Raw genomic sequence first — 12,231 nt, forward strand, 5'->3', positions numbered from 1 at the left:
GTCCTCGCTGGCGGAAGTTCGCTAGAAAACCGACGCTACTCCAGTTCGAGCGTTTTCAAAAGGTTTGCTAAATCCGCGCGCTCTGCATCGTTCATCTCTGCTTTCAAAGATCGTAGCAAAGTCGCTTGCGATTTGAGCACAGGCCCATCATCGAGCAGGCGCAAATGGTTTGCGCGCAGCGTCTCGCCTGTGGATGTAATGTCCGCAACAGCCTCTGCCGTTTCAAACTTCACAGTGCCCTCAGTCGCGCCTTGGCTGTCCACCAATTGATAATCCGCAACCCCATTTGCGCGCAGGTATTCACGGATCAGACGGTGATATTTCGTGGCAATGCGTAAGCGAAAACCATTGCGCGCGCGAAACATTGCGCAGGCCGCATCAAGATCATCCAAGGTGCGCACATCGACCCAGAAATCCGGAACCGCGATAATCAAATCCGCATGACCAAAACCCAGCGGCGCAAGTTCTTCAACGTGCTGCTCCCAGCCGCTGAGTTTCTCGCGGATCAAGTCAATCCCGGTGACGCCCAAATGAATGCGACCTGCCGCCAATTCACGCGGGATTTCACCCGCAGACAGCAACACCAATTCCACACCTTCAACGCCGCTCACAGCACCCGCATATTCGCGATCCGACCCCGTCCGAGAGAGCTGCACACCGCGTGCGCCGAACCAATCAAAGGTCTTTTCCATCAGGCGACCTTTGGATGGCACCCCAAGCTTGATACTCATGCCGCGCCCTCCAACATCATCAACAGATCGGGGCGGATGACCCCGCCAACTGCTGGAATTTCAGCGCCTTGGCCCAATTGCCGTGTCAGCGCATCATAGCGCCCGCCCGTCGCAATGGGCGGCAAATCGGCGCGTGTTTCGGCGTAAAAGCCGAAGACAAACCCGTCGTAGTATTCCATCAAGGTGCGCCCATAGCTGGTCTCAAACTCGAGCTTGTCCACATCCACACCGCGCGTGCGCAGCGCGATCATGCGCGCGCCAAGACGTTCGACCGCAGGGCTGATGGAGGGCAGGTCAACCGCCAGATCGCGAAGCTGCTCAAGCGCGAAAGGCAAGGATTCACGCACGCTCAAAAGCGCCTCGATCAGCTCAATCTCTCGCGCGGAAATCGGCGCGGTATTGGCATCTTCGCGCAGCACTTCAATGCGCGCTTCAACGTCCGCCTTGCTGCGCAAACCGATTTCAGGCCCCACATCCTCAAACGCAGGAAACTCGCGCGCAGCGGCGGGTTTTGAATACCGATCCAAAAGCGCACGGAAACGACGCGGACGCCAGATATGACGCAGCAAAGCGTTCTTGCGCGCATCGGAAGTTTCAAGCGCAGAGACAGCCGCCATCAAAATCCCTATATCACCCGTCGAGGCGCGCACAGGCGCATCGCCCAAAGCCTGCGCCATCAGCGCGAAAACCTCTGCATCTGCCGAAATCGGCTCGGCGCGATCAAACACCTCATAGCCGACCTGCGTGTACTCGTTTGCGCGGCTCTCGTCGTCTTCTTGCTGACGAAACACAGTGCCCGCATAGGTATAGCGCGCAGGTTCAGCGCCGCCCGCCATATGCATTTGCACGACAGGAACGGTGAAATCGGGTCGCAGCATCAGCTCACCGCGGCTCGCGTCCGAGGTCACATAGGCGCGCGCACGAATGTCTTCGCCGTAGAGGTCCAGCAGCGTATCTGCGGGCTGCAAGATCGAGGTTTCGACGGGGATCGCGCCCAAGCTTTCAAAGTGGGTGCGAAGCGCAGCTGTTCGGTTACTCACAGCAGTCATTAGCTTTGGCTTTCCAGAATTTCGCGCACTTTTGCGACCAATTGATCGCGCGGCACTTCGTACTGGCTGGGGCGGTCTTTCCACTCTTCCAGCGTCGCGCTTTCCGCAATTTTCGCACCAAGGATCAGGTCTTTGATCTGGATAACGCCGTTTTCTTTTTCGTCGCCCCCTTCGATGATCGCGATGGGTGAATTGCGCTTGTCCGCATATTTGAGCTGGTTGCCGAAGTTCTTCGGATTGCCCAGATAGACCTCTGCGCGGATACCCGCATCACGCAGTTCTGCGACCATGGTCTGGTAATCCGCCATGCGGTTCTTATCCATCACGGTAACGACCACGGGCCCCGCTGAATGGCTCTCAATCCGACCCTTCATGCGCAGCGCGGCGAGCAGGCGATCGACGCCGATGGAAACACCAGTAGCGGCGACCTCCTGACCTGTGAAACGCTTCACGAGGTCATCATAACGACCGCCACCTGCGACCGAGCCAAAGTTGCGCGGACGCCCCTTTTCATCCTCAATTTCGAAGGTCAGTTCAGCCTCGTAAACAGGGCCAGTATAGTAGCCAAGACCGCGCACGACGGAGGGGTCAATCTCGATCCGGTCAGAGCCATAGCCCTGCGCTTCAAGCAGTTCGGCAATCGTCAACAACTCAGCGACGCCAGCCTCGCCGACGCTTGAGCCTGCAACAAGCTCGCTCAAACGGGCGGCAGTCAAAGCGCCTGTTTCGCGCTTGGCATCCATAAAGCCCATAACGATATCGGCCTGCGCATCACTCAGCCCAGCGCCTTTGGTGTAATCGCCGCTCTCGTCTTTGCGGCCTTCGCCAAGCAGGGCGCGCACGCCGTCAACGCCGAGGCGATCCAACTTATCTATCGCGCGCAAAACGATGCCGCGCTCGTCGGCTTTGTCATCACCCGCAATGCCGCAGACCTCCATGACGCCGTTCAAAACCTTACGGTTGTTCACGCGAATGATGTAATCGCCGCGCGCAATGCCAACCACCTCAAGCGTGTCTGAGAGCATCGCACAAATCTCTGCATCCGCTGCAACGCTGGACGCGCCAACCGTGTCTGCATCGCACTGATAGAATTGACGATACCGCCCCGGACCCGGCTTTTCATTGCGCCAGACAGGGCCCATCGCATAGCGCCGATAAGGCGTCGGCAACTCATTGCGGTTCTCTGCGTAAACGCGCGCCAAAGGGGCCGTCAAATCATAGCGCAGCGCTAGCCAATCGGCGTCTTCATCCTCTTGCCAGGCAAAGACACCCTCGTTGGGGCGGTCCACATCGGGAAGGAACTTGCCCAGCGCCTCGACCGTCTCCACGGCGGAGCTTTCCAGCGCGTCAAAGCCGTAGCGATGATAGACCCCAGCGATCTTTTGCAGCATCTCGGAACGCTCGGTCACCTCAGCGCCGAAATAGTCGCGAAATCCCTTTGGCGCGGCGGCCTTGGGGCGGGGGGCTTTTTTCACTTTGGCCATGGGTCTCTCTTTCGACGGGCTTTGTGATTGCCCTTTACCGCCCTGAGGCTAAGGGAGCAACAGGCACAGGCGATTTGCCTATGGCCTAGCGTCGTGATAGCGCAGCTGCATGACTGATATGCGCCTACAAAACCTCGAAGAAAAGACAGCCGAGTTGCTGAAAACAACCGATGAGTTGTCAGACATCATTGCGCGTCAGGAACGAGAAATCTCTGTTCTGACGCATCGCGTGCAAATGCTTATGTCCCGTGAAGGAGAACGTGAGGCTCAGGGTGGCGGTGGCGTCGTACTTGGTGACGAGAGACCACCACATTACTAGAAGCCCTAGCTTTTACGGTCCGCAGCAAGCACCCAGCCTTTGTGAAGAAGCACGTTTGACCAGCTCGAATTGCTGCCAAGGCGGTCATAAATCGATATGAACACAGTGTCTTTTTCCAGCGCCGAGATTTTTGCGCCACATGGTTTCTTTTTACCTACGCCGCAAACAGAACGCTTAATACCTTCATAGGCCTGATCTGTGGTGCTGTAAGGCTGCACTGAGCTTGGCAGGCCATACCGCAATTGCTCATGCATCGTTGGGCTACCAAACAGCGCGAGGGCCGCAGTGAACGTGCGTGCGCATTTGTCATCAAACCCTGTCACGTAGAATGGGCGCGCACCTGCGCCGCCTGGGTTACTGTCGAAAATTTTGTATCCTCGGCCACGTTCGGGAAACTTGCCGACTTCTTTACCCAAGCGTCCGCTTGGCAAGTCGCAAACGCGGGCCACTGTGCCTGACGACAAAGCTGTTCCATAAGGTACTATTTGAACATCAGGGCCGGTGTGTTTTTTGTTCCGCTTAGCGAAGGCCCCCGAATTCCTGTTGCTTCTTTTAGGCGCACTGACAGGGCCCAAAGACGCAGTTCTAACGTTGGCGTCCTGCGTATTAGTCTTATCGGCTCCACGCGCGCCAGCGAGACGATTAAAGAAACCTTTGCGGGGCTTAGCCTGCGCGGCGGAAGGTGCGATCGCTTCTGGAACGACTGCGCTCGTCAGCTCCATCGAAGCAGATGTTTCTTCCGCAGCGCTGGCGGCGTCAATGACAGGATCTGCGGGCGCAGCAAGGGCGGCTTGCGCGGGTTCGGCGGCGTTTTTGCCGCGAATGAACCCCAAAAGCCCGCGCGTCTTAGGTGCTGGCTGAATAGCATCAGCCGCGCTTTCAACCGCTGTTTCTGCGGAAGCTATCGCACCAGCATCTTCAAGGGCTGCTCCGACCGCAGCGTCTGCGGCACTAGGTTCAGTTGGCTCAGAATTGCGTGAAAACAGGCCTGAAAAGAACCCGCCTTCAGCTTGGGCAGTTCGCGCATCTTCCAGTGCACCAACAGTGACGGCGTCATCGGCAAGATCAACCGAGGACAGCTTATCCACATTCGCAAGTGGATCGGCGCAGGCAGCAAGCAGTGCACAAGACGCAACTAGAGAAAAAAACTTGGTCAATCGTCGATCCACGCAGATGGGTTTCAAAGTTCTAACGCGGGCTTTTAATTTAATTTCCGTCCTGCGTAAACGATTGCTTGCACCTTAGGCTGAGCTTCGCTTGAATCGCTGCAAACAGGCCCTTCAAGTGGGAAGATGGTCAGAGAGGACACATATGCTTTTGAACGTTCAAGAAGTTTGGAAAAGCTATGTTTCCGGCGCAGACGAGGCAGAGGTGCTGCGCGGAGTCACGTTTACGCTAGAGGCTGGGCATAGCCTTGCGCTTATGGGGGAATCTGGTTCGGGGAAAAGCACGCTCTTGCATCTTATTGCGGGTTTAGACGTGCCCTCTTCAGGCTCGATCGAGGTTAAAGGCTGCGTCATGTCTCACCCACGCGACACCGAACGTGCTGCTCTGAGGCGATCTTTGGTTGGTGTGATTTTCCAACAGTTTAACCTAATTCCTAGCCTTACGGTTGCAGCGAATATCCGCTTCCAAGCGCAACTCGCAGGACGGTTTGATGAAAAATGGTGCGCTGAACTCACCGAACGTATCGGCTTGAAGGAGCACTTAGGCAAATACCCTGAATCGCTATCTGGCGGACAACAGCAACGTGTCGCTATTGCCCGCGCACTGGCTGCGAAACCTGCGCTTGTTCTTGCGGATGAGCCAACAGGAAATCTGGATGAAGCAACGGCGCAGAACGTTCTTGACCTGTTGCTTTCCATCACTCGCGAAACTGAAACGGCCCTTCTGATGGTTACGCATTCGTCTAAACACGCCGAAGCGTTGGGACAGCAAATGACTCTGCGAAACGGGCAGATTGCATGATTGGATCGCGATATGCCTTGATCGCTTTGCTGTCGCATTGGTGGCGTAACCCGCTTCAACTATTCACGTTATTGGTTGGTTTGGCGCTCGCAACGGCGCTTTGGTCCGGGGTACAAGCAATCAATGCTGAAGCGCGGGCGAGCTATGGCGCAGCAAGCGCGCAAGTTCAGCAAGGCCAGTCCGACTATTTGGTGGCGCATGGGTCTGCTGAGTTGACGCTCGAGCATTTCGTTGCCCTGCGCAAGGCTGGTTGGTTGGTTTCGCCGCAAATATCAGGGGTATTAGATGTAGAAGGACAAGCGCTTCAAATTCTTGGGATAGAGCCGCTTACTGGCCCAAAGACTGGGGGCAACCTTGACCTACAGACCCTCTCAATGGATCGCTTTTTCTCTGGCGCGGGGTTTGCGCTGATCTCGGCCAAAGCGGAATCAGCAGTCCGCAGTTTAGGGATGGCATACGAAATCGAGAAAACGCTTAGCGGCACAACTGCCGTTGTGGACATTCGAATTGCTGCACAATTGCTCAATCGCGGCGCGACGGTCGATCGTTTGGTGATTTTAGGCGAGCAGCCCATAAACAGACCTGATGTGGCATCTGTAGTGCCCAATCTTACGCGTGTTTCCTCGCAAGAGAATGGTGAGGACATCGCGCGCCTGACCGATAGCTTTCATTTAAACCTGACGGCCTTCGGGTTGCTGTCCTTTGTTGTCGGGCTGTTCATTGTCTATGGTGCGATTGGGCTGGCGTTCGAGCAACGCCGCACCATGTTTCGCACCCTGCGTGCCTTGGGGATTTCTCTGAAAACTCTGATTTTTTTGTTGCTCACCGAACTCTTGATCTTTGCCACGCTCGCGGGCTTGTGTGGCGTTGCACTTGGTTATCTAATCGCAGCTGCCCTGTTGCCAGACGTCGCCGCAACCCTGCGCGGGCTGTATGGGGCAGAGGTCGCTGGCACATTGCAGATTCGTGCATCTTGGTGGCTCTCGGGACTAGCAATGGCAATCGGCGGCACAATGATCGCCAGTACTGGTGTTTTGATCAGACAGGCGCGAACGCCATTGATGGAGGCAGGTACACCCCAAGCATGGGCGCGTGCCTCGCGCCGCGTGATCAAAATGCTCGCGCTCACTGGGCTTGTTTTGCTCATCGTAGCTGCTGTTTTAACTCAAACCGCAAATGGACTCATTCAAGGGTTTATCTTGCTGGGATGCCTATTGGTCGGTGCCGCGTTTTTGCTTCCTTGGCTGTTGGATCGCGTTTTGGCTCTTTTAGAGCGTAGCACTCGATCTGCCTTGCCTCATTGGTTCTGGGCCGATAGCCGCAGCCAAGTGCCCGGGCTTTCTATGGCTTTGATGGCCCTGTTGCTCGCAATCGCGACTAATGTTGGTGTCAGCACGATGGTTTCGAGCTTTCGGTTAACGTTTACTGGCTGGCTGGATCAGCGGCTCGCGTCGGAAATGTACGTTACTTTGGACAGCGCAAAGCAAGTGGACGCAATGAACCGACTGCTGGAAGGTCAAGTCGACGCGATTTTGCCAATCATCAGCGCGCCGGTACAGTTGAATGGGCAAAACGGAAGCATCTATGCCATTAAGGACCATGCAACGTATCGCAATCATTGGCCACTTTTGAGCCAAAGCGAAACAGTTTGGGACGATCTGCAAAATCCCGGAACGGCCCTGATCAATGAGCAATTGGCACTGCGCGCAGATCTGAAAGTGGGCGATTACGTACCAGGTGCGCAACAACAAGAGATTGTTGGTATTTATTCGGACTATGGCAATCCTGCTCCCCAGATGATTATCAACTTGCAGTCCTTTCGATCTCTCTATCCCGACCTTCCAGCGACCCGTTTCGGCCTACGTTTGGCCCAACACGATATCCCGCGCATTTCACAAATCCTGCAAAAAGACCTTGGCCTTTCAGGCACTTCGTTTACAGATCAGTCACGCATCAAAGCCATGTCTTTGAAAATCTTTGAGCAAACATTCACGGTCACTGCAGCATTGAATGTGCTCACGCTTAGCGTCGCTGGGTTTTCAATTATGATGAGCCTTTTGACCCTTGCGCAAATGCGTTTACCTCAACTTGCACCGATCTGGGCACTTGGGATTACGCGTTTGCAGATTGGGCAGATGGAACTCTTGCGATCTATCGTTTTGGCACTGTGCGTTACCTGCCTTGCTGTCCCTCTGGGACTTGCCTTGTCTTGGGCGCTCTTGGCGGTGGTAAATGTTGCTGCCTTCGGCTGGCAGCTTCCTATGTTTGTATTCCCGATGTCATATCTCGGGCTTGGTGCTATCGCTGTTTTAGCAGCGGCTTTGGCGGCAGCTTGGCCTGCATTTCGCCTTGCGCGGACTGCGCCGCACCAGCTTTTACAGGTGTTTTCAAGTTCCCGATAGTCAACCAACCAACCCGCGTCTGAGTAGATTCAAACCGCTCACAATGAGGACCAACAGCGTTGCACGACGAAACATTGCTTGATCAAAACGATCTGACAATCTTCCTCCAATCCACATGCCAATCATCGCAGATGGCAAAAGTGCGAGCGACAACGGAAGCGTTGCGCTGTTCAAAATTCCCGATTTTATATGAGCGATAACCAGAAGCACGGCACCAAGACCATAAATGACGCCTTGCGCTAATATTTGTTGCCGCTTTTCTGTGCCAATCGCCGTCAGATAGGCAACAGTCGGTGGCCCCCACATGCCTGAAATGCCCCCAACTATTCCGGCAAATGCACCTATGCCCCCCTCCAGCAACGGCTTTTGAGACCATTGTCCAGGGGCCGGCGCAAAGCTGGAGAGTTGCCAGAACGCAAAGCACGTCACCGCACCACCGATAACGATCAAAAGAGTTTGCGTAGGGATGATCGGAACCAATTGCGCTGCGGCGAATATTGTAAAGGCACCAGACAATAAGAAAATCCGAAACCGTAGGATCACAGCCCAAAGCTCTGCTCTGCCAAATCGAAAGGATTGCATCGCATTGGTGAAAAGCGTCGGGAGCAAAAGGCCCGCCAGAGCAATTTCCGGGGTGGTGAAAGTGCTGATGCCTGAAAGGATTATCGTCGGCATAGAAAATCCGACAATGCCTTTAATCACCCCCGCAACACACGCAATGACGAGGGCTGCTAAGATCAAGGAAGGTGAGAGAATCGTTAAAAGCTGGTCCATGTCCGCTCATATCAGTGCCGCATTAAACTGCGTAGCATGAAAACCAACACACTCATTGCGCAAGAAAAAATCAATGCAGTGCAGCAATTCGTATTTTTGTTGCGCTGCGCCTGCGAAAGGATTATCTCACCATGAACCGTTTTTAGGAGTCGTCGCAATGGCACATGATGGACAGGATATGACAATGAACACTCCCGTGATCCTCCCCGATCTATTGAAATTGACCAAAGAGGCGCTCGATCCTGCTGAGAAAGTGCTTGAGATCGCTCGCGAAAAATTGCGCGATATGGTCTCTGCTGATGGCCGCGTTTCTGCGGTTCTTATTGAAGAAAATCAAACGGCTAGCCACGGGCTCGCATGGGTTGCGACCTATGTAGAAAGCCTGCGTCAAATGCAGGGCTGGGCCGCGCGTCAAAACGATGAAGGCAAGTTTGGCGAGATGGAGCAATTGTTGCTGCAAATCTCGTTTGGCGAATATCTCTGGCAGCTCTATGGCGGCATTCCGATGAATCAGGGCGAAATTCTGCGCCTGCAAGATATCGGCCTAAGCCAAGAAGATATGGGCGCTCTCATGGCTCCAGCCGTTATGACGCTGACGCAGGGCGGCAACACGCAAGCCGCGCGCTCGCGTTTGGTTGAGTTGATGCAGGAACAAAACGGCGCGACGATGTTCGGTGTTTCCGGGCTTGATGAAGAATTGGAAATGATCCGCGATCAGTTCCGCCGTTACGCCGTCGAGAAAGTAGAGCCTTTCGCGCACGAATGGCACCTGAAAGACGAATTGATCCCAATGGAGATCATTGAAGAGCTCGCAGAGATGGGTGTCTTTGGTTTGACTATCCCGGAAGAATTCGGTGGTTTTGGCCTCTCGAAAGCGTCCATGTGCGTTGTATCTGAGGAACTATCGCGCGGTTACATCGGTGTTGGCTCACTCGGCACGCGTTCCGAGATTGCTGCTGAATTGATCATCGCTGGCGGTACGGACGAGCAGAAAGCCAAGTGGCTACCTCGAATTGCTTCGGCTGAAACACTGCCAACAGCGGTCTTTACCGAGCCAAATACTGGGTCCGACCTTGGTTCTTTGCGCACACGCGCTGTCAAAGGTGATGATGGCGATTACACGATCACTGGTAACAAAACGTGGATCACTCACGCTGCCCGAACCCATGTTATGACGCTCCTAGCGCGCACCGATCCCGACACCTCAAACTACAAAGGTCTGTCGATGTTCCTTGCGGAAAAGGAAGCTGGTACTGACGAGGCACCGTTCCCGACAGAAGGCATGACAGGCGGCGAGATTGAAGTGCTCGGCTATCGCGGCATGAAAGAGTATGAACTGGCGTTCGACGGCTTTCACGTGAAGGGCGAGAACCTGCTTGGCGGCGAAGAAGGCAAGGGCTTCAAACAGTTGATGGAAACCTTCGAAAGCGCTCGCATTCAAACTGCGGCCCGCGCAATCGGCGTTGCTCAATCTGCACTCGACGTTGGCATGCAGTATGCTGAGGATCGCAAGCAATTTGGCAAGAGCCTGATCAACTTCCCACGTGTTTCTGGCAAGCTGGCAATGATGGCCGTTGAGATCATGGTTGCGCGTCAGCTTTCCTATTTCTCTGCACGTGAAAAAGACGAAGGTCGTCGCTGCGATCTCGAAGCAGGCATGGCAAAATTGCTCGGCGCACGCGTTGCTTGGGCAGCTGCGGACAATGCGCTTCAGATCCACGGCGGCAATGGCTTTGCTTTGGAATACAAGATTTCGCGCATCCTGTGTGATGCCCGCATTTTGAACATCTTTGAAGGTGCCGGCGAAATCCAAGCGCAAGTGATCGCGCGCCGCTTGCTTGGCTAAGCAATTTGCTTTCTCTAAGACTTTAATGGACCCTCAACTTATCACAGTTGAGGGTCTTTTTCTTAAGGGGGATACATGCTGACATTCTGGTTTGAATTTGCATCAACCTATTCGTGCTTGTCGGCGCTGCGCATTGAAGCCTTGGCCCAAAAGTCTGGCATAAAGGTCAGATGGCGTCCTTTCCTTCTTGGACCTATCTTTAAAGCGCAAGGGATGGAGACATCACCGTTCAACCTCTATCCGCTTAAAGGCAGCTACATGTGGCGCGATATGGAGCGTCAATTCGCGCAGATGGGCCTGCCATCCTTGACCGTACCCGAAGCCTTTCCGCAACATGGCCTTCTCGCCGCTCGAATTGCGACTCTAGGTATGCGTGAAGAGTGGGGCAAAGACTTTACCCGTGACGTCTATCGAGCGCAGTTTATGAACGGCAAAAACATTGGCGATTCAACAACCCTTGCCGCGGTTCTAACGGGACTAAAGCTAAACCCCACCGCTATCATTGAAAGCGCGCGATCAGACGCAAGTATCAAGGCAGAGCTTCGATTGGCAACTGAACAGGCTCAAGCCTTAGGAATTTTCGGGGCGCCCAGTTTTACCGCAAGTGATGGGGAGTTATTCTGGGGCAATGACCGCCTAGACGCCGCTATTGCTTGGCAAATACGCATTAACGCAAAGCAAAGTTGAATTTCTGATCAAGATCAAAGCCCCAAACGTCCGCGCTGCCTATTTCACTCGCAAATAGGCAATGAAAGGCACCTTCCAAATGGCATGGTCAGAAAAACTTAACGACACACGAAACCAACTGCGCACACTGAATAAAGCGGTTCCAGAGACAGCCAAAGCTTTTGGCGCATTGGGGAAAACTGTCAAAGAAGGCGGCGTGTTAGAATTCAAAACCAAAGAGTTTGTCGCGCTCGGCATCGCAGTGGCGACGCGATGTGAAGCTTGCATCACACTTCACATCGACACGTTGATCCGCGCAGGCGCGACCCGCGACGAAGTCAGCGACGTTTTGGCAATGACGATCCAAATGGGTGGTGGCCCATCTATGATGTATGCGGCCAAAGCCCTTGCCTGTTTCGACGAGCTATCAGCGTAGCACATGAACACAGCACGTGGCGTGCCGCACTACGCGCGCCGCGGTTGACCCGATAAAGTAGTCCTCCAAACCCGGTTTGTGTGACGCAATCACAATGCAATCGGCATCAATTTTCTTCGCATACTCCAAGATGGCGACAGCTGGTTTGCCGTGAATAACTTCGGCAATATAATTGTGCCCCCCTTTATGAGCGAGCGCGTTGAGCGTTTCGACTGCTTTTATTTGATTGGCTTCCAACGTGCCTTCGGGAAGATAATTTTGCGCAAAAGTTGGGATATCTTCGATCACGTTCAAGACAGTGATTTCTCCACCCGACTTTATTAGACTTTGCGCAATTTCAAGCGAAGCTTCTGCGCTGCTTGCGTGATCTAATGCGATGGGAACAAGGATACGATCATACATAATGGCTCTCCTTTTTTGGTATCCCAAAGACTACCCACAGTTTGGTTGATGTCGCGTTGATCAAGATCAGACAGGGTTTTTGATCTTTTTTCAGAATTTTTTTTCGTTTTGTCGATTGGGCCTGTTCTCGTTCGTCATCCCTATGAAAGCGCCT

General features: G+C 54.1%; 12 protein-coding genes. 6 read left to right on the top strand and 6 right to left on the bottom strand.

Features of this window, described 5'->3' with window-relative positions:
- Positions 1-35: 35 nt before the first annotated feature.
- Genes hisG through hisS form a run of 3 tightly spaced genes read right to left on the bottom strand, consistent with a single transcriptional unit; the run spans position 36 to position 3,264 of the window.
- Positions 36-731, bottom strand: a complete 696-nt coding sequence (gene hisG / locus ACRBCU_RS11925) for an ATP phosphoribosyltransferase (protein ID WP_431365612.1) — start codon at positions 729-731, stop codon at positions 36-38.
- Entirely contained in the window at positions 728-1,780 is a 1,053-nt protein-coding gene (locus ACRBCU_RS11930; protein WP_431365613.1) for an ATP phosphoribosyltransferase regulatory subunit, read from the bottom strand. Before ACRBCU_RS11930 ends, hisG begins: the two co-directional genes overlap by 4 nt.
- Entirely contained in the window at positions 1,780-3,264 is a 1,485-nt protein-coding gene (gene hisS, locus ACRBCU_RS11935; protein WP_431365614.1) for a histidine--tRNA ligase, read from the bottom strand. The genes ACRBCU_RS11930 and hisS overlap by 1 nt, the downstream gene beginning before the upstream one ends.
- 109 nt (positions 3,265-3,373) lie before the next feature.
- On the opposite strand from hisS, the gene ACRBCU_RS11940 reads away from it, so the two are divergent.
- Positions 3,374-3,583, top strand: coding sequence for a SlyX family protein (locus ACRBCU_RS11940; protein WP_431365615.1), 210 nt, complete (start codon positions 3,374-3,376; stop codon positions 3,581-3,583).
- Positions 3,584-3,588: 5 nt separating this feature from the next.
- Here the strand turns inward: ACRBCU_RS11940 and ACRBCU_RS11945 are convergent, their stop codons facing one another.
- Positions 3,589-4,740, bottom strand: coding sequence for a hypothetical protein (locus ACRBCU_RS11945; RefSeq protein ID WP_431365616.1), 1,152 nt, complete (start codon positions 4,738-4,740; stop codon positions 3,589-3,591).
- A gap of 154 nt (positions 4,741-4,894) precedes the next feature.
- Here ACRBCU_RS11945 and ACRBCU_RS11950 point away from each other — a divergent pair, with 154 nt between their 5' ends.
- Together ACRBCU_RS11950 and ACRBCU_RS11955 are read left to right on the top strand one after the other, a co-directional pair.
- Positions 4,895-5,551: an ABC transporter ATP-binding protein gene (locus tag ACRBCU_RS11950; protein ID WP_431365617.1), complete on the top strand. Its 657-nt coding sequence runs from the start codon at positions 4,895-4,897 to the stop codon at positions 5,549-5,551.
- A complete protein-coding gene (locus ACRBCU_RS11955; RefSeq protein WP_431365618.1) occupies positions 5,548-7,953 on the top strand; it encodes an FtsX-like permease family protein in 2,406 nt (801 codons plus the stop codon). The genes ACRBCU_RS11950 and ACRBCU_RS11955 overlap by 4 nt, the downstream gene beginning before the upstream one ends.
- On the opposite strand, the gene ACRBCU_RS11960 is transcribed toward ACRBCU_RS11955, so the two are convergent.
- Positions 7,954-8,727, bottom strand: a complete 774-nt coding sequence (locus ACRBCU_RS11960) for a sulfite exporter TauE/SafE family protein (protein ID WP_431365619.1) — start codon at positions 8,725-8,727, stop codon at positions 7,954-7,956.
- Between the two features lie 157 nt (positions 8,728-8,884).
- On the opposite strand from ACRBCU_RS11960, the gene ACRBCU_RS11965 reads away from it, so the two are divergent.
- From ACRBCU_RS11965 to ACRBCU_RS11975, 3 genes are all read left to right on the top strand, one after another.
- A complete protein-coding gene (locus ACRBCU_RS11965; RefSeq protein ID WP_431365620.1) occupies positions 8,885-10,573 on the top strand; it encodes an acyl-CoA dehydrogenase family protein in 1,689 nt (562 codons plus the stop codon).
- 75 nt (positions 10,574-10,648) lie between these two features.
- On the top strand, positions 10,649-11,260 hold the full coding sequence (locus ACRBCU_RS11970; protein WP_431365621.1) for a 2-hydroxychromene-2-carboxylate isomerase: 612 nt from the start codon (positions 10,649-10,651) through the stop codon (positions 11,258-11,260).
- Between the two features lie 79 nt (positions 11,261-11,339).
- A complete protein-coding gene (locus ACRBCU_RS11975) occupies positions 11,340-11,675 on the top strand; it encodes a carboxymuconolactone decarboxylase family protein (RefSeq protein ID WP_431365622.1) in 336 nt (111 codons plus the stop codon).
- Here ACRBCU_RS11975 and ACRBCU_RS11980 read toward each other — a convergent pair.
- Positions 11,667-12,077, bottom strand: coding sequence for a universal stress protein (locus ACRBCU_RS11980; RefSeq protein ID WP_431365623.1), 411 nt, complete (start codon positions 12,075-12,077; stop codon positions 11,667-11,669). The two genes, ACRBCU_RS11975 and ACRBCU_RS11980, sit on opposite strands and share 9 nt — an antisense overlap.
- Between the last annotated feature and the right edge of the window lie 154 nt (positions 12,078-12,231).

The organism is Planktotalea sp., from assembly GCF_050633725.1.
In the GTDB taxonomy this organism is placed as follows: domain Bacteria; phylum Pseudomonadota; class Alphaproteobacteria; order Rhodobacterales; family Rhodobacteraceae; genus Planktotalea.

Excerpts from the sequence above, each read along its gene's own strand:
- hisG (WP_431365612.1), bottom strand. The coding sequence starts at position 731 with ATGAGTATCAAGCTTGGGGTGCCATCCAAAGGTCGCCTGATGGAAAAG.
- ACRBCU_RS11930 (WP_431365613.1), bottom strand. The coding sequence starts at position 1,780 with ATGACTGCTGTGAGTAACCGAACAGCTGCGCTTCGCACCCACTTTGAA.
- hisS (WP_431365614.1), bottom strand. The coding sequence starts at position 3,264 with ATGGCCAAAGTGAAAAAAGCCCCCCGCCCCAAGGCCGCCGCGCCAAAG.
- ACRBCU_RS11940 (WP_431365615.1), top strand. The coding sequence starts at position 3,374 with ATGACTGATATGCGCCTACAAAACCTCGAAGAAAAGACAGCCGAGTTG.
- ACRBCU_RS11950 (WP_431365617.1), top strand. The coding sequence starts at position 4,895 with ATGCTTTTGAACGTTCAAGAAGTTTGGAAAAGCTATGTTTCCGGCGCA.
- ACRBCU_RS11955 (WP_431365618.1), top strand. The coding sequence starts at position 5,548 with ATGATTGGATCGCGATATGCCTTGATCGCTTTGCTGTCGCATTGGTGG.
- ACRBCU_RS11960 (WP_431365619.1), bottom strand. The coding sequence starts at position 8,727 with ATGGACCAGCTTTTAACGATTCTCTCACCTTCCTTGATCTTAGCAGCC.
- ACRBCU_RS11965 (WP_431365620.1), top strand. The coding sequence starts at position 8,885 with ATGGCACATGATGGACAGGATATGACAATGAACACTCCCGTGATCCTC.
- ACRBCU_RS11970 (WP_431365621.1), top strand. The coding sequence starts at position 10,649 with ATGCTGACATTCTGGTTTGAATTTGCATCAACCTATTCGTGCTTGTCG.
- ACRBCU_RS11975 (WP_431365622.1), top strand. The coding sequence starts at position 11,340 with ATGGCATGGTCAGAAAAACTTAACGACACACGAAACCAACTGCGCACA.
- ACRBCU_RS11980 (WP_431365623.1), bottom strand. The coding sequence starts at position 12,077 with ATGTATGATCGTATCCTTGTTCCCATCGCATTAGATCACGCAAGCAGC.